We start from the raw sequence: 19,329 nt of genomic DNA, 5'->3' as shown, positions 1-19,329 counted from the left end.
ATGGCGATCGAAACCCTTCCAGAGCCGTCAATCCCGGTCACCACGCCGTTGCGGCCGAAGTTCGGCTTCCTCACGGCAACGCCGATCATCGCGGTCGCGACGATCTGCCTCGTCCTCATCATCCTGATGGCGATCTTCGCGCCGCTGCTCGCGCCGCACGATCCGCTGGTGCTCGCGCCAGCGCAGCGGCTCAAACCGGGCAACGCGCAGTTCCTGCTCGGCACCGACGCCTATGGTCGCGACGTGCTGTCGCGGATCATCTACGGGGCCCGGATCTCGCTCCTGATCGGCCTCGGCGCCGCCGTATTCTCGATCAGCATCGGCCTCCTGATCGGCCTCGTCTCCGGCTTCTTCAGATGGGTCGACGCCGTCATGATGCGCGTCATGGACGGCTTGATGGCGATCCCGGCCATCCTGCTCGCGATCGCCGTGGTGTCGCTCTCCGGCGCCAGCATCTGGACCGTGATGGTCGCGATCACCATCCCCGAAATCCCGCGCGTGGCCCGCCTGGTCCGCTCGGTGGTCCTAACCGCGCGCGAGGAGCCCTATGTGGAGGCTGCGATCTCGGTCGGCTCCAGCCTGCCCAAGATCATGTGGCGGCATTTGATGCCGAACACGATCGCGCCGCTGATCGTGCAAGGCACCTACGTCTGCGCCTCGGCGATCCTGACCGAGGCGATCCTGTCGTTCCTCGGCGCCGGCATCTCGCCGGAAACGCCGACCTGGGGCAACATCATGGCTGAGGGCCGCGCCTACTTCCAGGTCAAGCCGTCACTGATCTTCTGGCCTGGACTCCTGCTGTCGATTGCCATCCTCAGCGTCAACCTGATCGGCGACGCCGCCCGCGACGCGCTCGATCCCCGCATGAAGCAGCGTGAGGGCGCAAAGTGACCGTAGCCAATCCGTCCAACGTCGTCCTCGACATCAACAATCTCATCGTCAGCCTCGGCAGGAGGGCGAACGGGCCGCGCATCATCGACGATCTCTCGCTGCAGGTGCACGAGGGCGAAACGCTGTGCCTGGTCGGCGAAAGCGGCTCCGGCAAATCCGTGACCTCGCTGACGGTGATGGGCCTGCAGCAGAAGGGCACGCTGGTGCCGTCGGCCGGCAGCGTCAAGCTGGTCGGCGAGGAACTGCTCGCGGCCAGCGACCGGCGCTTAAGGCAATTGCGCGCCACGCGGATGGCGATGATCTTCCAGGAGCCGATGACCGCGCTCAATCCGGTGGTCCCGGTCGGCCGCCAGATCGACGAGGTGCTGCGCGTCCACACCGATCTCGACGCCCGCGCGCGGCGACAGAAGATATTGGCGATGATGGAGCATGTGCGGCTGCCCGACGTGGAGCGCATCTTCTCCTCCTACCCGCACCGGCTCTCCGGCGGCCAGCGCCAGCGCATCATGATCGCGATGGCGCTGGTGCTGGAGCCCAAGCTCCTGATCGCGGACGAGCCGACGACGGCGCTCGACGTCACCACGCAGAAGCAGATCCTCACCTTGATCCGCGACCTGCAGCGCGATCACGGCACCGCGGTGCTGTTCATCACCCATGACATGGGCGTGGTCGCCGAGATCGCCGACCGCGTCGCGGTGATGCGCCATGGCCGGCTGGTCGAGGCCGGCGCGCTCGACGGCGTCCTGCGCACGCCCAAGATGGACTACACCCGCAACCTCTTGTCCTCGGTGCCGAGCCTCGTGCCACGCCCGCCCCGCGAAGAGACGTCCGAGCCGGTGGTGCTTGAGGCCAACGACCTCAGCAAGGTCTATCGCGAACGCTCCCTGCTCGGTAAGCCCCGCGAGGTCGCGGCCGCCAAGAACGTCACCCTCACTTTGCGCAAGGGCCGCACGCTCGGCATCGTCGGCGAAAGCGGCTCCGGTAAATCGACGGTGGCGCGCTGCATCGTCCGCCTGATCGATCCGACCTCCGGCGGCGTGCGTCTCGCCGGCCGCGAGATCTCCGATCTCTCGCGACGCCTGTTGCAGCCGCATCGCAAGAAGATCCAGATCATCTTCCAGGACCCCTACCGCTCGCTCAATCCCCGCGTCACTGTCGGCGAGAGCATCGCGGAGGGGCCGATCAACTACGGCATGCCGCGCCAGGATGCGCTGGCCAGGGCGCGCGAGCTGCTCGAGCTGGTCCATCTGCCGTCCGACGCCATCTCGCGCTACCCGCACCAATTCTCCGGCGGCCAGCGCCAGCGCATCGCGATTGCACGCGCGCTCGCGCTCGATCCTGACGTGCTGGTGGCGGATGAAGCCGTGTCGGCGCTCGACGTCTCGGTGCAGGCGCAAGTGCTGGACCTGCTCGACGAGATCCAGAAGCGGCTCGGGATCGCGCTGCTGTTCATCACCCACGATTTGCGCGTTGCGGCACAAATCTGCGACGACGTCGTTGTGATGCAGCATGGCCGCGTCGTGGAACAGGGACCGGCGGCGGAGGTGTTGACCAATCCGCAACAGGCCTACACCCGCGCGCTGCTGGACGCTGCTCCGGGACGCGGCTGGGATTTTGCCAACTTCCGCCCGGTTTCGGAGGCCGCGGAGTAAGCCACAAACATTGTCATTCCGGGGCGCGTCGAAGACGCGAACCCGGAATGACGGCACGGATTGCCTCGTCGCTTACGCTCCTCGCAATGGCGGTGTGGCGCGACCCGAGCCACGTCCCCACGCCCATGCGGCATGCAAATCCGGAATTGCTCCACGGCTTGCGCTTGACGCGACGACGCGCTTAACGTCCCGCGCCAAGAAACATATCGAGACCCACTTGATGACCCGTATTGCCGTTGGCGGCTTCCTGCACGAGACCAACACCTTCGCGCCGACGAAGGCAACCTATGACGACTTCGTGCATGGCGGCGGCTGGCCATCGATGGCGCACGGCGCCGACGTGCTGAAGGTCATGCGCAACATCAATGTCGGCCTCGCCGGCTTTGTCGGCGCGGCCGAGGCCAATGGCTGGGAGCTGATGCCGACGATCTCGGCCGCTGCAAGCCCGTCGGCGCATGTGACGAAGGACGCCTTCGAGCGCATCGTGAAAGAGATTGTCGACGGCATCGCGGCCGCCGGCCCGATCGATGCCGTCTACCTCGATCTGCACGGCGCGATGGTGACCGAGCATCATGACGACGGCGAAGGCGAGATCCTCGCCCGCGTACGTAAGGTGATTGGCAAGGACCTGCCGCTGGTCGCAAGCCTCGACCTGCATGCCAACGTCTCGCCCGCGATGATCGAACATGCCGATGCGCTGATCGCCTACCGCACCTATCCCCACGTCGACATGGCCGACACCGGCCGCGCTTGCGCGAAACATCTGGCGCTGCTGCTCAAGACCGGGCAGCGCTTCGCCAAGGCGTTCCGGCAATTGCCGTTCCTGATCCCGATCAGCTGGCAGTGTACCAACGACCAGCCGACCAAGGGCATCTACCAGAAGCTGGCTGCGCTGGAGAGCGACGCGGTGCCGACGCTGTCGTTCGCGCCGGGCTTCCCGGCGGCCGATTTCCGGGATTGCGGGCCAAGCGTGTTCGCCTATGGCCGCACCCAGGCCGACGCGGACGCCGCCGCCGACAGGATGGTCGCGATTGTCGAGGGTCATGAAGACGATTTCGACGGCCGCATCTATTCGCCCGACGACGGGGTGCAACTCGCGATGGAGCTGGCGCAATCCGCGAGCAGGCCGATCATCATTGCCGACACCCAGGACAATCCCGGCGCCGGCGGCGATTCCGATACCACCGGCATGCTGCGCGCATTGGTGCGCAACAAGGCCAGCGCCGCCACCGGCGTGATCTACGACCCGCAATCGGCGAAGGCTGCGCATGCCGCCGGCGTCGGCGCCACGGTCACGCTCGATCTCGGCGGCAAGTCCGGCATTCCCGGAGATGCGCCCTACACGGAGACGTTCGTCGTCGAAACGCTCTCGGACGGCAAGTTCGTAGCTCCCGGTCCCTATTACGGCGGCCGCGACATGGACATGGGGCCGTCGGCCTGCCTGCGCATCGGCGACGTGCGCGTCGTGGTGGGCTCCTACAAGGCCCAACTCGCCGACCAGTCGATGTACCGCTATGTCGGCATCGAGCCGACGACCCAGAAGATCCTCGTCAACAAGAGCTCGGTGCATTTCCGCGCCGATTTCGAGCCGATCGCCGAAAAGCTCCTGATCTGCGCCGCCCCCGGCGCGATGCCGGCAGATACCGCGGCGCTGCCGTGGAGGAATCTGCGGCCCGGCATCCGCATCAAGCCGAACGGCCCCGCTTTCACGCCCACTTCCCCATCACGCACCAACGGATAGAGAGCCATGCCAACCATTGACCGCATCGACGCCTTTGCCGACGAACTCACCGCGATCAGGCGGGACCTGCACGCGCATCCGGAGATCGGTTTTGAAGAGGTCCGCACCTCCGGCATCGTCGCCGACAAGCTGAAGAGCTGGGGCATCGAGGTGCATCGCGGCCTCGGCGGCACCGGCGTGATCGGCGTGCTCAAGGGCAAGGGCAGCGGGACCAAGCGGATCGGCTTGCGCGCCGACATGGACGCGCTGCCGATGGAAGAGAACACCAATCTCAAGTGGCGCTCGACCATTCCCGGCCGCTTCCACGGCTGCGGCCATGACGGCCACACCACGATGCTGCTCGGCTCGGCGCGCTATCTCGCCGAGACCCGCAATTTCGACGGCACCGTGCACTTCATCTTCCAGCCGGCCGAGGAAGGCCTCGGCGGTGCCCGCGCCATGATCAAGGACGGGCTGTTCGAGAAGTTCCCCTGCGACGAGGTCTACGGCCTGCACAACGCCCCCGACCTCAACCATGGCGAGATCGCGATCCTGCCGGGTCCGGCGATGGCCGGCGCCGACTTCTTCGACATCAAGATCCACGGCTATGGCGCGCATGGCGCAATGCCCGAGCGCTCCAAGGACGCGGTCGTGATCGCGATGACGCTCGGACAAGCGCTGCAGTCGATCGTCAGCCGCAATGTCGATCCGCTGCATCCGGCGGTGCTGTCGATCACGCAGATCCACTCCGGCTCGGCCTACAATGTCATTCCCGGCGACGCCTGGATGTGCGGCACCGTGCGTGCCTTCTCCGACGATACCCGCGTGCTGATCCGCAAGCGCATGCGCGAGATCTGCGCCGGCATCGCCGCGGCCTACGACGTCGAGATCTCGGTGGACATCCGTGATGGCTTCAGCGTGCTCGTGAACCAGGAAGAGCAGTCGCGCGTGGTCGAGGATGTCGCGCGCACCGTGGTCGATCCCGACAAGGTGTTCACCCGCTCGACGCCGAAGATGGGCAGCGAGGACTTTGCCGACATGATGCAGGCCATTCCCGGCGCCTATTTCTGGGTCGGCCATGACGGTTCAGTCCCGGTGCACAATCCCGGTTACGTCCTCGACGACAAGATCCTGCCGATCGGCGCCAGCATGTTCGCCCGCATCATCGAGAAACGCATGCCGGTAGGTGCCCATGCATAAGGTGGGGGCCGAAGACCACGTCACCTCGCTGCATGACCTCTCCGCCGTCGACCTGCTCGCCGGCTACCGCGCGAAGCAGTTCTCGCCGTCGGAGGTGCTGGAAGAGATCATCGCCCATGTTGCGGCCTGGGAGCCTCACATCAAGGCGCTGTATCTCTATGATCCCGATGCCGCACGCAAGGTGGCGAAAGCTTCAACTGAACGCTGGAACCAGAGCGAGCCGCTGGGCACGCTCGACGGCGTCCCCGTCACCATCAAGGACAACGTTGCGACCAAGGACCAGCCGGTGCCGCTTGGCGCGGCCAGCGTCAAGCTGACACCCGCGCCAAAGGACGCGCCGCCCGCGGCGCGTCTGCGTGAAGCGGGCGCGGTGATCTTCGCCAAGACGACGATGCCGGACTACGGCATGCTGTCGTCCGGACTGTCCTCGTTCCACCCCCTTACCCGCAATCCCTGGGACCTCAGCAAGAATCCCGGTGGGTCTAGCGCGGGTGCGGGCGCGGCCGGCGCCGCCGGCTATGGCCCGCTGCATCTCGGCACCGACATCGGCGGCTCGGTGCGGCTGCCGGCCGGCTGGTGCGGCCTGGTCGCACTGAAGCCGAGCCTCGGGCGTATTCCGATCGATCCGCCCTATGTTGGTCGCGTCGCGGGTCCGATGACCCGCACCGTCGACGACACCGCGCTGATGATGAGCGTGCTGTCGCGTCCCGACCGCCGCGACGGCATGAGCCTGCCGGCCCACGAGATCAACTGGAAGGCGTTGGAGAAGTCGCCGCGCAAATTGCGCATCGGCCTGATGCTCGATCTCCCGGTCGGCCAGAAGCTGGAGAAGGAGGTCCGCGACGTCGTCGTGAAGGCGGCGAAGGCGTTCGAGTCCGCAGGCAGCGTGGTCACCGAGATCGACGGCTTCCTGACCCGCGAGATGCTCGATGGCCTCGACAATTTCTGGCGCGCCCGGATGTGGGACGATCTCTCAAAGCTGTCGCCGGAGGACAGCGCCAAGACGCTGCCCTACATCTACAAATGGGGCGAGGCCGGCGCCAAGCTGTCGGGCGTCGACGTGATACGCGGCTTCAATCAGACGATGGCGATCCGCGCCGCCGCGGCAAAGCTGTTCTGCGAGCTCGACTATGTGATCTCGCCGGTGTCGCCGGTGGTGAATTTCCCCGCCGAGTTCGCCTCACCTCTCAACGATCCGGCGAAACCGTTCGAGCACATCTGCTATACCGTGCCGTGGAATATGTCGGAGAACCCGGCCATTTCCATCAATGGCGGTTACGACAAGGCAGGCTTCCCGATCGGCGCGCAGATCATCGGCCGCCGCTTCGACGATATCGGCGTGCTCGGCATGGCCAAGGCGTTCGAGGGCTTGCGCGGTTCGCAGAGACCGTGGCCGACGCCGCCGAAGGCGTAGCGCCTCAACGCAAGTCGCGATGCGCGGAACCGCCCCGCGCATCCAACTTCTTCACAAGGGATGCTTTGCCGGGTTATCTGGATGAAGACGCGCATCGCGCGCTTCATCCAAGAATACCGAGAGGAAACATCCCCATGGCGTATGAGACGATCAAGTACGAGGTCGCCGAGCAGATCCTCACCATCACGCTGAACCGGCCCGACAAACTCAACGCCTTCAACGCCACGATGCAGCAGGAGCTGATCGACGCGTTCGACAAGGCCGACAAGGACGACGACGTCAGGGCCATCATCGTCACCGGCGCCGGCCGTGCCTTCTGCGCCGGAGCCGATCTGTCCTCGGGCGCCAACACCTTCGACCGCGACGCGCGGCGCGGTCCGGTGAAGCGGCTGGCGAATGGTGCGGTCGACTACAGCGATCCGCAGGTCCGCGATGGCGGCGGACAGGTAACGCTGCGCATCTTCAAGTGCCTGAAGCCGGTGATCGCCGCCGTGAACGGCCCTGCGGTCGGCATCGGCGTCACCATGCAGCTTGCGATGGATATCCGCCTCGCCTCCGAAGCCGCCCGCTTCGGCTTCGTGTTCTCCCAGCGCGGCATCGTGCCGGAAGCCGCCTCGAGCTGGTTCCTGCCGCGCATCGTCGGCATCGCACAGGCGCTGGAGTGGTGCTACACCGGCCGCGTGTTCCCGGCACAGGAGGCGCTCGCCGGCCGCCTCGTCAGCAAGGTGGTGCCGCCGGATGATCTGTTGCCGGCCGCGCGTGCGCTCGCCAAGGAGATCACCGCCAAGACCGCGCCGGTGTCGGTCGCGCTGATCCGCCAGATGATGTGGCGCATGATGGGCGCCGACGATCCGATGGAGGCCCACAAGGTCGACAGCCGCGGAATCTACGCCCGCGGCCGTTCCGACGACGTCAAGGAAGGCGTGGTGTCGTTCCTGGAGAAGCGCCCGGCGCAGTTCAAGAACAAGGTCTCATCCGACATGCCCGACTATTTCCCGTGGTGGCAAGAGCGCGACTATAAGTGAGCGAACGGCGTCCTGCGACGTCTACATCTGACGGCGTCGTCCTGCTGCATGGCATCGGCAGGACGGCGCGCTCGTTCCGCAAGATGGAGCTGGCGCTGCAAGCCGCCGGTTTCGCCACCCTCAATCTCGACTATGAGAGCCGAAGGAAGGCGCTGGATGCGCTGACCGAGGACGTCCATCCGACGGTCGACCTGTTCGCGAGCGGCCTGAACGGCTCCGTCCATTTCGTCTGCCATTCGATGGGCGGCCTGCTCGCCCGCGCCTACCTCGCCAGATACCGCCCGTTGCGGCTCGGCAGCGTGGTGATGCTAGGCACGCCCAACGGCGGCAGCGAGATCGCCGACCGCCTGAAGAACCTGAAAGCCTATCGCGCCTTCTTCGGACCGGCCGGCCAGCAGCTCGTCACCCGCCGCGATGCCGCGACCAGCGCGATGCTGCCTCCGGTCGACTATCCCGTCGGGATCATTGCCGGAAACCGCTCGATCTATCCGATCAGCTCGATCGGGCTGCCGCGGCCACACGACGGACGGGTCTCGGTCGCCAACACCAGGCTCGAGGGCATGGTCGACCACATCGTGATCCGCACCTCGCATCCCTGGCTGGTGCGCAACGGCGAAGCGATCGCACAGACGATCGCGTTTTTGCGGAATGGGCGGTTCGACAAGGACGAGGTGAGGTTCAGGCAGCCTTGATGCTGCTGATGAACGCCTCGACATGGTTGCGCATCCGCTCCGACTGACGTGACAGCTCTTCGGACGCGCCGAGAACCTGACTGGCGGCCGCGCCGGACTCGTTTGCCACACCGGTGACGGCGACGATGTTGGTGGAAATCTCGCCGGTCCCTCTTGCCGCGTGCTGGACGTTGCGCGCGATCTCCTGGGTCGCGGCGCTCTGCTCCTCGACCGCACTGGCGATCGACGAAGCGATCTCGTTGATCTCGTCGATGGTCGCGATCATGCCCTGGATCGCGGTCACAACGTCGCTCGACGTCGCCTGGATCGCCCCGATCTGCGCCCGGATGTCGTCCGTTGCCTTCGCGGTCTGCTCGGCGAGGGTCTTGACCTCCGCCGCGACCACCGCGAAGCCGCGGCCGGCGTTGCCGGCGCGCGCGGCCTCGATCGTCGCGTTGAGCGCAAGCAGATTGGTCTGGCTGGCGATCTCGCTGATCAGCTTGATGACGTCACCGATCCGCTCGGCAGCGTTCGACAGCCCCCGCACGGTCTCGTTGGTGCGCCGCCCATCGGCCGCCGCCCGCTGCGCGATCTGCGCGGACTGCACGACCTGGCGCCCGATCTCTGTCACGGACCCGGACAGCTCCTCGGTGGCCGCCGCGACCGTCTGCATGTTGCTGGACGCCTCCTCGGTCGCCTCGGCCACGCTCGCTGCTTGCCCACTGGTCTTGTCCGCGCTCTTGCTCATCAGCGAGGCCGTTGCCTTGAGCTGCGACGACGCCGAGATCACGGAACCGATAACGGCGCCGATATCGTCGTTGAATCGACTGGTCAGGTCGCCGACGCGCGCGGCGCGGGCGGCCCGCTGATTGACGGCTTCCGCATCCTTCGCGGCGAGCTCGGCCGAGCGGATCATGTTCTCCTTGAAGAACTGCACAGCCCGCGCCATCACGCCGATCTCGTCGCCGCGATCGGTGGCGCCGACCTCTTGCTCGAGGTGCCCCTCAGCCAGCCGCGTCATGTTCGACGCGAGCGTGTTGATCGGCGCCGTGATGCTGCGTGCCATAACGAGCACTGCGATCGAGCCGACAAGCAAGGCAATCAGCATCAGGCCGGCCACGATGCCGAGGCTAAGCTGAGCGTCGCCCTTCTTGTTCGCCATCAGGCGCGATACTTCGGCGGCGAGACCGTCTTCGACCGTCTTGAGGCGATCGATCCGAACCGTGGCAGCTTCGAACCACGCCTTGCTGCCGAGGGACTTGAAATCTCCGGCCAGTCCGCCCTGCTCGATCGTCTTGCGCATGCCGTTGAAGGTGTCGATGGCGGCACCCGACATCGCATTGGCAAAAAGGTCCCGAGCCTCGCGCGAGGCGACCGCGCGGAAGGCGCTGAAGAAGCCTTCCTGGGCTGCAGCCAGACCGATCGCACGAACATAGAGCTGCGGCTCGAACCGGCCGGCCGCAATACCGCCGGCGACGGCCGCGCGCTCCTGTCCGGCGCGTTCCTTGCCTTCGATGAGGTTGGCATAGGCGGCGATGGACTTCGAAATATCGTCGTCGCTGCTCAGCTTCGAGATGCCCGTGATCACCGTGATCAGCCGGCCAATTGCATCGGTCAGGTAACCAACCGCGGTCGGGGGCGCGATCGTCAGACCGTCGATGTCGGCGCGGCGCTGATCAAGCTGGCCGAGAACGTCCTGGCTTCCCTGCGCGGCGGATGCGAGCTCGGCAGCTCCCGACTGCCGGAGGCTCGACAGCGCCGCCAGCGCGATCGTGCGCTCGGCGTCAGTGCGCTTGCGCTGTTCCATGAGCTCGGTGCGCATCTGGGCGCCCTTGCTGCTCAGGAATGCGGACGAGAGGCCCCGCTCGCGCTGCAGTTCGTGCACGAGCCGGCTGAGCTCGCCGACACCTTCCGCGATCGGCTGCATGCGCGCGATGTCCGAGCGGACCGACCACTTCATTGATATGTCGTAGATGGCCAGCACCGCAAACGCGACGAGCGGCAGCAGGGCGGAAAAAGCAATACGATAAAGTATCTCTGTGTTCTTGAGCATGATCCAACAATCCCGTTAAGTCATGCTACCTGTGATTGGTAAAAAAGCCCTTCTAAACCGCCGATGAAGAATTGGGCAGCAGATGCGATGAACCTGTGCAGGCCCGTAATTTACCGGGTGAGCAGCGCCACGCGTCCGATCGCCTTGCGCTCGATCAGGAGCCGCATTGCCTTCGCGTAGTCCTCCAGCGGCAGACGATGCGAGATGTTCGGCCGCACCCGGCCTGCCTCGGCCCATTCGCTCAACGCCTTGATCCTGACCTCGCCAAGCGCGGGGTTCTTGCGCACCGCCTCGCCGGCACGGACGCCGAGTACGCTCGCGCCCTTGATCATCAGGAGGTTGGTGCGAGCAAGCCCGATGCCGCCGGTGAAGCCGACGACGAGGAGGCGCGCGCCCCAGTTGATGCAGCGCATCGAATTTTCGAACACCTCGCCGCCGACGGGATCGAACACCAGGTCGGCGCCGCGTCCGTCGGTGAGGCGCTTGACCACGTCGCGGAATGGCTCGCGCTCGTAAAGCACCAGATGGTTGGCGCCGCGTGCTTTCGCGATCGCAAGCTTCTCCTCCGATGATGCCGCGGCAATCACGGTGGCGCCGAGCAGCTTGCCGATCTCGACAGCGGCGAGCCCGACGCCGCCGCCGGCGCCGTGCACCAGCAGCACCTCGCCGGGCTTGATCTGCCCGCGATCGATCAGCGCGTGATAGGCGGTGCCGTGGGCGGCGAGAAAGGTCGCGCCCTCTGCATAGTCGAAGGTCGACGGGATCGGCACGAGCTGCGACGGCACAGCCACCGCCTCGTCGCAATAGGCGCCGAAGCGCATCTTGACGATCACCCTGTCGCCGACGCCGACGCCCTTGGCGTCATTGACCTCGACGACATCGCCGGCGGCTTCCGAGCCCGGCGTGAACGGCAGCGGCGGCTTGAGCTGGTATTCGCCCGCAGCCATCAAGATGTCAGGAAAATTGATCCCGGCGGCACGAATGGCGACACGCACCTCGCCCGGCTTCAGCGGCACGGACGCGAAGGTTTCCAGACTGAGACGCTCGGGCGGCCCGAGCTCGCGGCAGACGACGGCTTTCGGCATCAGGCGGCCCGCGCCTTAAGGCGCGCCAGCGCCTCGCGGATCAGCGGCAGGCGGTCGTTGCCGAAATACATGTCGGTCTTGTCGAGAAAGATCGTCGGCGAGCCGAAGCCGCCGCGCGCCACCACCTCCTCGGTATTGGCCTTGAGCTGGTCCTTGATCGCCTGCTCGCCGATGCCGGCGAGGAATCTTGCCGGATCGATGCCGAGCTTGCCGCAGATTTCGCTCAGCACCGCGTCCTGCGAGATATCCTTGTCGTCGCCCCAATAGGCTTCGAACACCGCGCGCGCGAACGGCACCATCTTCTCGTTGCCAAGAAGGATGCAGCCGCGCATCGCCTTCACGCTGTTCACCGGAAACACCGTCGGTGGCATCTTGATTGCAAGGCCCGCGGAACTCGCCCAGTCGGCGAGGTCCTTCTTCATGTAGCGCGCCTTCAGCGGCACCGGCTGTTCACGCTGCGCGTAGACCGAAGGATTGACGGTGTTGAAGATGCCGCCGACCAGGATCGGCCGCCAAACGATCTCGGCGCCGAGCTCCTTCGCCAGCGGCTGGATGTTGTGCCAGGCGAGATAGGTCCAGGGGCTGGAACAGTCGAAGAAGAATTCGATCATGGCGTTTCCTGTTGCATCTTGTTGCTTGGTTAGGACCTTACACCGTCATTGCGAGCGAAGCGAAGCAATCCATCGCGTCGGTCAAAGAAAGAATGGATGGCTTCGTCGCTGCGCTCCTCGCAATGACGACGCGGTGAGCTCTTACCGTTTCCCCACCAACTCCTTTGCCCGCGCGCCAAACATATTCTTGCGCGCCTCCTCGTCGAACGGCTCCTTGACGAACTTGCCGATCGCAAGTCCCGCCTGCACCTGCGGACGGGCGCGCACCGCGGCGTACCAGCGCTTGACGTTCGGGTAGTCGTCGAGGGTAAAGCCCTGCGCCTTGTGGGTCATGGTCCAGGGGAAGCAGGCGATGTCGGCGATCGAATAATCGCCGGCGACGTAGCTGCCGGTCTTGCCGAGCTGACGGTCGAGCACGCCGTAGAGCCGCGCCGCCTCGTCGCGATAGCGTTCGATCGCGTAGGGGATCTTCTCCGCGGCATAGAGCGCGAAATGGCCGTGCTGGCCGAGCATCGGGCCGAGGCCCGCCATCTGCCACATCACCCATTGGATGACGGTCGAGCGCCGACGCATGTCCTGTGGCAAAAAGCGGCCGGCCTTGTCGGCGAGATAGATCAGGATCGCGCCGGTCTCGAACACCGAGAACGGTCCGCCGCCGTCGGCAGGCTGATGGTCGACGATCGCGGGAATGCGGTTATTGGGGCTGATCGCCAGGAACTCCGGACCAAACTGCTCGCCGGCGCGGATGTTCACCGGAATGACCTTATAGGGCAGCCCCAGTTCCTCCAGCATGATCGAGATTTTCCAGCCATTCGGCGTCGGCGCGTAGTGCAGGTCGATCATGGGGTCCCTATTCCCGGTCACAAAGACTTTTGTTGTTCTGTACCTCGACCATAAGACATGGCAGACAGGCGCTCAATCAGAACTCTATGGGAGGCTCCCATGCTGTTTCCAACCACCATCGCGGGCTCGCTGCCGAAGCCGGAATGGCTGGCCGAGCCGAACGTCCTGTGGGCGCCGTGGAAGTCGGAAGGCGCGGAGCTCGCCCGCGCCAAGCGCGATGCCACCGTGCTGGCAGTGAAGCTGCAGGAGGATGCCGGCATCGATATCGTCACCGAGGGCGAGCAGGCGCGCCAGCATTTCGTGCACGGCTTCCTCGAGAAGATCGAGGGCATCGACTTCGCCCACAAGGTCGAGATGGGCATCCGCAAGGATCGCTACAAGGCGATGGTGCCCCAGGTGGTCGCGCCGCTGCAGCTCAAGGGCCGCGTCCATGCCAGCGAAGCCCACACCGCCCGCGCGCATACGAAAAACAGGCTGAAGTTCACCCTGCCCGGCCCGATGACCATCATCGACACCATTGCCGACAAGTATTACGGCGACCGCGTCAAGATGGCTTTCGCCTTTGCCGAGCTGTTGAACCAGGAGGCCAAGGCGCTTGCCGCCGACGGCGTCGACATGATCCAGTTCGACGAGCCTGCCTTCAACGTCTATATGGACCAGGTGCGCGACTGGGGCATCAACGCGCTGGAGCGCGCCGCGGAAGGGCTGACCTGCGCCACTGCCGTCCACATCTGCTACGGCTACGGCATCAAGGCCAACACCGACTGGAAGCAGACGCTCGGCGGCGAGTGGCGGCAGTACGAAGAGACCTTTCCGGTGATCGACAAGAGTGCGATCCAGCAGGTCGCGATCGAGTGCCGCAATTCGAAGGTGCCGCTAGAATTGCTGGCGGCGCTCCCCGGCAAGATCGTGCAGGCGGGCGTGATCGACGTCGCCAGCGACGAGATCGAGACCGCGGAAGACGTCGTCAAGGTGATCGAGGCGGTCGCGAAATTCGTGCCGAAGGCCAACATCGTCGCGACGACCAATTGCGGAATGGCGCCGATGCGACGCGATATCGCCGAAGCCAAGCTGATGGCGCTCGGCGCGGGCGCCAGGCTGGCGCGGCAACGGCTTGCATAATGACCGTGATGGTTCGTATCGCTGCGGCTGCCGTCGTGCTGGCCGCCACGTCGTCGGCGCATGCAGGCGAGCGCGACCAGCTCAATGCCTGCCGGGACATGATCGCGCGCGTGGCGCAATCGCAGCCAACACCGGACACGCCGGAGATCGCGCGCTGTCGCCAGATCATCAAGGAATGGACGCTTCGGGATTCCCGGATGAGCGTCGACGAACAGGGCAAGCCGCTGCGCTGACTGGGCGCTCGCGACTAACCGGCGCTCGGATGCAGCACCGGCCGGTAGCCGGCCTGAAATGCTCGGATCGTCGATGGCGGCGTCAGCAACAGGGCAAGGCCTGCCACCTCGGCGCTGACATAGCCCGCGAACGACCAGCGCAGGGTGCGGCCACCGGCGACGAGATAGCTGTCCCTGCCCGCCTGCACCATCGCGCCATCGGGCAGCTCGCCAAGCGGCATCGGCAGCGGATGTAGCCTCTTCTTGCTCCGATCGAGCCGCTCACGATGCAACACCGCGTCCATCGCCTTCGCGCTGATGCCGTTCACACCGTTGCCCTCCTCCCAACAACTGCGAAAACGCTTGGCATCGTCGCGTCGGCAGAAGAAGCACGGCCGGTGGCCGGCGGCGAACGCGGTCGCTTCATCAAGGAAGAACAGCTCGGTCCAGCTCCGCCGGCTCATCACCTTGCGCCGCCATCCCCTGAACTCGCAGAGACAGGTGATCCAGGCCGGCGTCGACCAGCGCTTCTTTAACAGCGTTCGCGTCGCGGGATCGTGGATGATGCCGCGATTGCCGGTGAAGGTGCCGCGATGTTCGGTCGCGACGATGTCGCCTGATGGCGTGACGCGGTTTTGCAGGGGCATGGCGCACCTCTAGCCACAATCGTCATTTGCGAGGAGCGCCAGCGACGAAGCAATCCATTGTACCGCATGCGCGGATGCGTGGATTGCTTCGCGGAGCCTGTCGTCCGGCGGCGCTTCGCGCCTACCGGATGGCTCGCAATGACGGAGAACTCACGCCGCGCCGTCGCGGATCGGCGGCTGGAACGACAGCGCGGTGTCCCAGGGGAAGAAGATCCAGGTGTCCTGCGACACCTCGGTGATGTAGGTGTCGACCAGCGGCCGCCCCTTCGGCTTGGCGTAGACGGTGGCGAAATGTGCATCGGGCAGCAACTGGCGCACCAGCTTGCCGGTCTTGCCGGTGTCGACCAGATCGTCGACGATCAGGAGTCCCTTGCCGGTGCCGCCGCCGAGTTTCGCGGTCGCTTCCGAAATGCCCTTGAGGACCTTGAGGTCGCCCTGCTTGTCGTGGTCGTAGCTCGCCACGCACACCGTATCGATCACGCGCAAGCCGAGCTCGCGGGCCACGATCGCGGCCGGCACCAGCCCGCCGCGGGTGATCGCGATGACGGCGTGGAACGGGCCGACCTCGTTAAGCCGCCAGGTCAGCGCCCGGCAATCCCGGTGGAATTGATCCCACGACACCGGAAATGCCTTGCCGGCCCGCTCCTGCGCGCTGAGTTCGGAACCTTTTTCAACCATGTTGCATCTGCTTCATTCGATCGATCCGATGGCGCGCGTCACGTCGCCGCACCGTGCACCTGCTTCAGCATCTGCTTCACCGCAGCCATCGCCGCGGCGAGCTTCTCGGGATCGCGCGAGCGCACCACGAGATTGGTGTTGGGCCTCTTGTCCTCGTCCTGGAACGGGTAGCTGCCGATGATGGTGTCGGGATGGGCCAGCGCGATCGCCCGCAGCGGCCCGCCGATGTCGCCTTCCCGCGCATCGGCGCGCACCGAATCCGACAGCATCCGGACGCCCGATTTCAGCCGCGGCGCGACAATATCCATCATCGCCTGCATGATCGAGGGGATGCCGGCCATCACGATGACATTGCCGAGCTTGAACCCCGGCGCCAAGATGGTCGCGCTCTGGATCAGTTCGGCGCCGTCGGGAACGCGGGCCATGCGCAGCCGCGCCTCGTTCAAATCCTGTTCGCTCCAGCGCTCCCTGAACCGCGCCACCACTTCGGGATGATGATGGATATCGACCCCGAACGCCTTCGCCACGCTGTCGGCGGTGATGTCGTCATGGGTCGGTCCGATGCCGCCGGTGGTGAACACGTAGGCGTACCTATGCCGCAGCGCATCAAGCGCGGAGATGATGTCGGCTTCGTCGTCGGCAACGACGCGCACCTCCTTCAGGTCGATGCCGATGTTGGTCAGGTATTCGGCGATGAAGCCGATATTCTTGTCCTTGGTCCGGCCGGACAGGATCTCGTCGCCGATCACCAGAAGCCCTGCCGTGACGATCTCGCTCATGGTCTATTCCTTACTTTGCCCTTTGACATTGCCGCCGCAACGCCTTGATGTCACGGGGTTTTGCTGCCGAAATAAGCAGGCCTCAGCCGGTTTTTCAGGCAGTGCCGGAAATCACCCCCGCAAATGCCGCGGTCCAATGCATATCGCGCTGGCCCGCCCCTTGCTACCACCACCTCAAGTCATGCACTGTGTCACATGGCTTCGAAGGGCAGTCGGAATTTATGGCAGTTGCTTTCGATGAAATGAACGGCCTCGGCGGGGACCTCCGCCCGGCCTACCAGGAGCTCTCTCGCTGGCTCAAAGAAACGCCGCCGGATGCGCTCGAATATCGCCGCCAGGAGGCGGAGCTCCTGTTCCGCCGGATCGGCATTACCTTCGCGGTCTACGGCGACGCGGAAGCCCAGGAACGGCTGATCCCCTTCGACGTCATCCCGCGGATCATGTCGGCCACGGAATGGACCCTCCTCGAAAAGGGCCTGAAGCAGCGCGTGCTCGCGCTCAACATGTTCCTCAAGGACATCTATCACGGCCGCGACGTGCTGCGCGCCAACGTCGTCCCGGAAGACCTGATCTTCCAGAACCCGGTTTTCCGCCCGGAGATGAACGGCCAGGCCGTCCCGCACGACGTCTATGTCCATATCGCGGGCATCGACATCATCCGCACTGATCCGGAAAACTTCATCGTGCTGGAGGACAACGCGCGGACGCCCTCCGGCGTGTCCTACATGCTGGAAAACCGCGAGATCATGATGCGGCTGTTTCCGGATCTGTTTGCCCGGCACCGCGTCGCGCCGGTCGAGCGCTATCCGGACGAGCTGTTGTCGGCGTTGCGGTCGGTCGCACCCTTGAGCGCCGCGGCGGAGCCTACGGTCGCGCTGATGACGCCGGGCGTCTACAACTCGGCCTATTACGAGCATTCCTTCCTCGCCGACAAGCTCGGCATCGAGCTCGTCGAGGGGCGCGACCTCATCGTCAAGAACGACGAGGTGTTCATGCGCACCACCGAGGGGCTGAAGCGCGTCGATGTGATCTATCGCCGTGTCGACGACGACTTCCTTGACCCCCTGACCTTCCGCCCGGATTCCGCGCTCGGCGTCCCCGGGTTGATGTCGGCCTATGCGGCCGGCAACATCACGCTCGCCAACGCCGTCGGCACCGGCATCGCCGACGACAAGGCGATCTACTCCTACATGCCCGACATCGTGAAGTTCTACCTCAGCGAAGAGCCGATCCTGAAGAACGTGCAGACCTGGCGCTGCCGCGAACCACAGGACCTCTCCTACGTGCTCGACAATCTCGCCGACCTCGTGGTCAAGGAAGTGCACGGCTCCGGCGGCTACGGCATGCTGATCGGTCCGGCCGCGACGAAAGCGACCATCGAGGCGTTCCGCGACAAGCTCAAGCGCGAGCCGGAAGGTTTCATCGCCCAGCCGACGCTGGCACTGTCGACCTGCCCGACCTGCACCGAGAAGGGGCTCGCGCCGCGCCATGTCGACCTGCGTCCGTTCGTGCTGACCGGCAGCAGCCACACCACCATCGTGCCGGGCGGACTGACCCGCGTGGCGCTGAAGGAAGGCTCGCTCGTGGTCAATTCGAGCCAGGGCGGCGGCACCAAGGACACCTGGATACTGAGCGAGTAGTTGAGAGCATGCTGTCGCGCACCGCCGAAAACCTGTTCTGGCTCGCCCGCTATGTCGAACGCGCCGAATATCTCGCGCGCACCATCGATGCGACGCTCCGCGTCACGGCGCTGCCGGCGGCCTATGTCGGCAAGACCAATGAGTGGGATTCCGCGCTGCTCACGGCCGGCGTCGGTGCGAGCTTCTACGACCATTATCAGGAGGCCAACGAGCACAACGTCGTCCAGTATCTCTCGTTCTCGGACGAGAATCCGTCCTCAATCAAGAACTGCATCGAGGCGGCGCGGCTCAATTCGCGCTCGGTGCGCACCGCGCTGACATCTGAGATGTGGGACACCATCAACTCGGCCTGGATCGAGTTGCAGGGAGTCTGGACCAAGGGCGGGAGCGGGAGCCGCGAGGACCTGGCCAAGTTCCTGCGCTTCGTCCAGGAGACCTCGTTGCGCTTCGACGGTTCGGCCTACCGCACCATGCTGCGCAACGACGCCTACTGGTTCTCGCGCCTCGGGGTTCATCTCGAGCGCGCCGACAACACCGCGCGGATCCTCGACGTGAAGTATCACGTGCTGTTGCCTGAGGAGGAACATATCGGCGGCCCGCTCGACTACTACCAGTGGACCTCGATCCTGCGCTCGGTCTCGGCGCTGACCGCCTATCACTGGGTGTACCGGGAGACGCTGAAACCCTGGCTGATCGCGGACCTTTTGATCCTCAACGACACGCTGCCGCGGTCGCTGGCGAGCTGCTACAGCAATCTGGTGCGCAATCTGGACCAGATCGGCGTCGCCTATGGCCGCCAGGGTGCCGCCCAGCGCCACGCCCGCGGCGTCAGAAACCGGCTTGAACACAGCCATATGGACGATATCTTCCAGCACGGCGTGCACGAGTTCATCCAGGAGTTCATCGCGGATAACTCGCGGCTGGGTGAGATCATCACCAAGCAGTATCTGATCTGATGGGTTCTGAAGAGCAAGGAATCTCGTCATGGCCGGGCTTGACCCGGTCATCCACGTCTTGCTTTGAAGGACGATAAGGAAGAAAGACGTGGATGCCCGGCACATCTGGCGCCAAGACGCGCTGCGCGCT

Annotated in this window: 18 protein-coding genes; 11 read left to right on the top strand and 7 right to left on the bottom strand. The window is 65.2% G+C overall.

What is annotated here, in order from left to right; all coding sequences use genetic code 11:
• From ACFFWD_RS14590 to ACFFWD_RS14560, 7 genes are all read left to right on the top strand, one after another.
• Window positions 1-891, top strand: coding sequence for an ABC transporter permease (locus ACFFWD_RS14590; RefSeq protein WP_376966182.1), 891 nt, complete (start codon window positions 1-3; stop codon window positions 889-891).
• Entirely contained in the window at window positions 888-2,543 is a 1,656-nt protein-coding gene (locus tag ACFFWD_RS14585) for an ABC transporter ATP-binding protein (RefSeq protein WP_376966180.1), read from the top strand. Before ACFFWD_RS14590 ends, ACFFWD_RS14585 begins: the two co-directional genes overlap by 4 nt.
• A gap of 220 nt (window positions 2,544-2,763) precedes the next feature.
• Entirely contained in the window at window positions 2,764-4,284 is a 1,521-nt protein-coding gene (locus tag ACFFWD_RS14580) for a M81 family metallopeptidase (protein ID WP_376966178.1), read from the top strand.
• A 6-nt stretch (window positions 4,285-4,290) separates the two neighbouring features.
• On the top strand, window positions 4,291-5,463 hold the full coding sequence (locus ACFFWD_RS14575) for a M20 aminoacylase family protein (RefSeq protein ID WP_376966176.1): 1,173 nt from the start codon (window positions 4,291-4,293) through the stop codon (window positions 5,461-5,463).
• Complete coding sequence (locus tag ACFFWD_RS14570) at window positions 5,456-6,877, top strand: amidase (protein WP_376966174.1); 1,422 nt, start codon at window positions 5,456-5,458, stop codon at window positions 6,875-6,877. Before ACFFWD_RS14575 ends, ACFFWD_RS14570 begins: the two co-directional genes overlap by 8 nt.
• A gap of 134 nt (window positions 6,878-7,011) precedes the next feature.
• Window positions 7,012-7,902 carry a crotonase/enoyl-CoA hydratase family protein gene (locus tag ACFFWD_RS14565; protein WP_376966172.1) on the top strand — a complete coding sequence of 297 codons (891 nt, stop codon included), beginning with the start codon at window positions 7,012-7,014 and terminating at the stop codon, window positions 7,900-7,902.
• Window positions 7,899-8,594 carry an esterase/lipase family protein gene (locus ACFFWD_RS14560; protein WP_376966170.1) on the top strand — a complete coding sequence of 232 codons (696 nt, stop codon included), beginning with the start codon at window positions 7,899-7,901 and terminating at the stop codon, window positions 8,592-8,594. The genes ACFFWD_RS14565 and ACFFWD_RS14560 overlap by 4 nt, the downstream gene beginning before the upstream one ends.
• On the opposite strand, the gene ACFFWD_RS14555 is transcribed toward ACFFWD_RS14560, so the two are convergent.
• The 4 genes from ACFFWD_RS14555 to ACFFWD_RS14540 all read right to left on the bottom strand — a co-directional run bounded on the left by ACFFWD_RS14555 (window position 8,581) and on the right by ACFFWD_RS14540 (window position 13,165).
• Window positions 8,581-10,626, bottom strand: a complete 2,046-nt coding sequence (locus ACFFWD_RS14555) for a methyl-accepting chemotaxis protein (protein WP_376966168.1) — start codon at window positions 10,624-10,626, stop codon at window positions 8,581-8,583. The two genes, ACFFWD_RS14560 and ACFFWD_RS14555, sit on opposite strands and share 14 nt — an antisense overlap.
• A 110-nt stretch (window positions 10,627-10,736) precedes the next feature.
• Window positions 10,737-11,711, bottom strand: a complete 975-nt coding sequence (locus ACFFWD_RS14550) for an NADPH:quinone oxidoreductase family protein (protein ID WP_376966166.1) — start codon at window positions 11,709-11,711, stop codon at window positions 10,737-10,739.
• A complete protein-coding gene (locus ACFFWD_RS14545; RefSeq protein ID WP_376966164.1) occupies window positions 11,711-12,322 on the bottom strand; it encodes a 2-hydroxychromene-2-carboxylate isomerase in 612 nt (203 codons plus the stop codon). Before ACFFWD_RS14545 ends, ACFFWD_RS14550 begins: the two co-directional genes overlap by 1 nt.
• 141 nt (window positions 12,323-12,463) lie before the next feature.
• The gene (locus ACFFWD_RS14540) at window positions 12,464-13,165 is read right to left on the bottom strand and encodes a glutathione S-transferase N-terminal domain-containing protein (RefSeq protein ID WP_376966162.1); all 702 of its coding nucleotides are present in this window, start codon (window positions 13,163-13,165) and stop codon (window positions 12,464-12,466) included.
• Between the two features lie 99 nt (window positions 13,166-13,264).
• Between ACFFWD_RS14540 and ACFFWD_RS14535 the strand changes: the two genes are divergently transcribed.
• Both ACFFWD_RS14535 and ACFFWD_RS14530 read left to right on the top strand, forming a co-directional pair.
• Window positions 13,265-14,287, top strand: coding sequence for a methionine synthase (locus ACFFWD_RS14535; protein ID WP_376966160.1), 1,023 nt, complete (start codon window positions 13,265-13,267; stop codon window positions 14,285-14,287).
• A complete protein-coding gene (locus tag ACFFWD_RS14530; RefSeq protein ID WP_376966158.1) occupies window positions 14,287-14,520 on the top strand; it encodes a hypothetical protein in 234 nt (77 codons plus the stop codon). The genes ACFFWD_RS14535 and ACFFWD_RS14530 overlap by 1 nt, the downstream gene beginning before the upstream one ends.
• Window positions 14,521-14,534: 14 nt before the next feature.
• Here ACFFWD_RS14530 and ACFFWD_RS14525 read toward each other — a convergent pair whose 3' ends face one another.
• The 3 genes from ACFFWD_RS14525 to ACFFWD_RS14515 all read right to left on the bottom strand — a co-directional run bounded on the left by ACFFWD_RS14525 (window position 14,535) and on the right by ACFFWD_RS14515 (window position 16,603).
• A complete protein-coding gene (locus ACFFWD_RS14525) occupies window positions 14,535-15,146 on the bottom strand; it encodes a hypothetical protein (protein WP_376966157.1) in 612 nt (203 codons plus the stop codon).
• Between the two features lie 150 nt (window positions 15,147-15,296).
• Window positions 15,297-15,824, bottom strand: a complete 528-nt coding sequence (gpt, locus tag ACFFWD_RS14520; protein WP_376966155.1) for a xanthine phosphoribosyltransferase — start codon at window positions 15,822-15,824, stop codon at window positions 15,297-15,299.
• A gap of 38 nt (window positions 15,825-15,862) precedes the next feature.
• Window positions 15,863-16,603, bottom strand: a complete 741-nt coding sequence (locus ACFFWD_RS14515) for a competence/damage-inducible protein A (protein ID WP_376966153.1) — start codon at window positions 16,601-16,603, stop codon at window positions 15,863-15,865.
• Window positions 16,604-16,824: 221 nt separating this feature from the next.
• Between ACFFWD_RS14515 and ACFFWD_RS14510 the strand changes: the two genes are divergently transcribed.
• On the top strand, window positions 16,825-18,243 hold the full coding sequence (locus ACFFWD_RS14510; RefSeq protein WP_376966151.1) for a circularly permuted type 2 ATP-grasp protein: 1,419 nt from the start codon (window positions 16,825-16,827) through the stop codon (window positions 18,241-18,243).
• Between the two features lie 8 nt (window positions 18,244-18,251).
• On the top strand, window positions 18,252-19,199 hold the full coding sequence (locus tag ACFFWD_RS14505; protein WP_376966149.1) for an alpha-E domain-containing protein: 948 nt from the start codon (window positions 18,252-18,254) through the stop codon (window positions 19,197-19,199).
• The last annotated feature ends 130 nt before the right edge of the window (window positions 19,200-19,329 follow it).

Source organism: Bradyrhizobium erythrophlei, assembly GCF_042430365.1.
GTDB classification, from domain to species: Bacteria; Pseudomonadota; Alphaproteobacteria; order Rhizobiales; family Xanthobacteraceae; genus Bradyrhizobium; species Bradyrhizobium erythrophlei.
This window is presented reverse-complemented; position numbering and strand designations above follow the sequence as displayed.

Bases quoted from the DNA above. Each gene is read 5' to 3' on its own strand.
- ACFFWD_RS14590 (WP_376966182.1), top strand. From the start codon at position 1: ATGGCGATCGAAACCCTTCCAGAGCCGTCAATCCCGGTCACCACGCCG.
- ACFFWD_RS14580 (WP_376966178.1), top strand. From the start codon at position 2,764: ATGACCCGTATTGCCGTTGGCGGCTTCCTGCACGAGACCAACACCTTC.
- ACFFWD_RS14575 (WP_376966176.1), top strand. From the start codon at position 4,291: ATGCCAACCATTGACCGCATCGACGCCTTTGCCGACGAACTCACCGCG.
- ACFFWD_RS14570 (WP_376966174.1), top strand. From the start codon at position 5,456: ATGCATAAGGTGGGGGCCGAAGACCACGTCACCTCGCTGCATGACCTC.
- ACFFWD_RS14565 (WP_376966172.1), top strand. From the start codon at position 7,012: ATGGCGTATGAGACGATCAAGTACGAGGTCGCCGAGCAGATCCTCACC.
- ACFFWD_RS14555 (WP_376966168.1), bottom strand. From the start codon at position 10,626: ATGCTCAAGAACACAGAGATACTTTATCGTATTGCTTTTTCCGCCCTG.
- ACFFWD_RS14550 (WP_376966166.1), bottom strand. From the start codon at position 11,711: ATGCCGAAAGCCGTCGTCTGCCGCGAGCTCGGGCCGCCCGAGCGTCTC.
- ACFFWD_RS14545 (WP_376966164.1), bottom strand. From the start codon at position 12,322: ATGATCGAATTCTTCTTCGACTGTTCCAGCCCCTGGACCTATCTCGCC.
- ACFFWD_RS14540 (WP_376966162.1), bottom strand. From the start codon at position 13,165: ATGATCGACCTGCACTACGCGCCGACGCCGAATGGCTGGAAAATCTCG.
- ACFFWD_RS14535 (WP_376966160.1), top strand. From the start codon at position 13,265: ATGCTGTTTCCAACCACCATCGCGGGCTCGCTGCCGAAGCCGGAATGG.
- ACFFWD_RS14530 (WP_376966158.1), top strand. From the start codon at position 14,287: ATGACCGTGATGGTTCGTATCGCTGCGGCTGCCGTCGTGCTGGCCGCC.
- ACFFWD_RS14525 (WP_376966157.1), bottom strand. From the start codon at position 15,146: ATGCCCCTGCAAAACCGCGTCACGCCATCAGGCGACATCGTCGCGACC.
- gpt (WP_376966155.1), bottom strand. From the start codon at position 15,824: ATGGTTGAAAAAGGTTCCGAACTCAGCGCGCAGGAGCGGGCCGGCAAG.
- ACFFWD_RS14515 (WP_376966153.1), bottom strand. From the start codon at position 16,603: ATGAGCGAGATCGTCACGGCAGGGCTTCTGGTGATCGGCGACGAGATC.
- ACFFWD_RS14510 (WP_376966151.1), top strand. From the start codon at position 16,825: ATGGCAGTTGCTTTCGATGAAATGAACGGCCTCGGCGGGGACCTCCGC.
- ACFFWD_RS14505 (WP_376966149.1), top strand. From the start codon at position 18,252: ATGCTGTCGCGCACCGCCGAAAACCTGTTCTGGCTCGCCCGCTATGTC.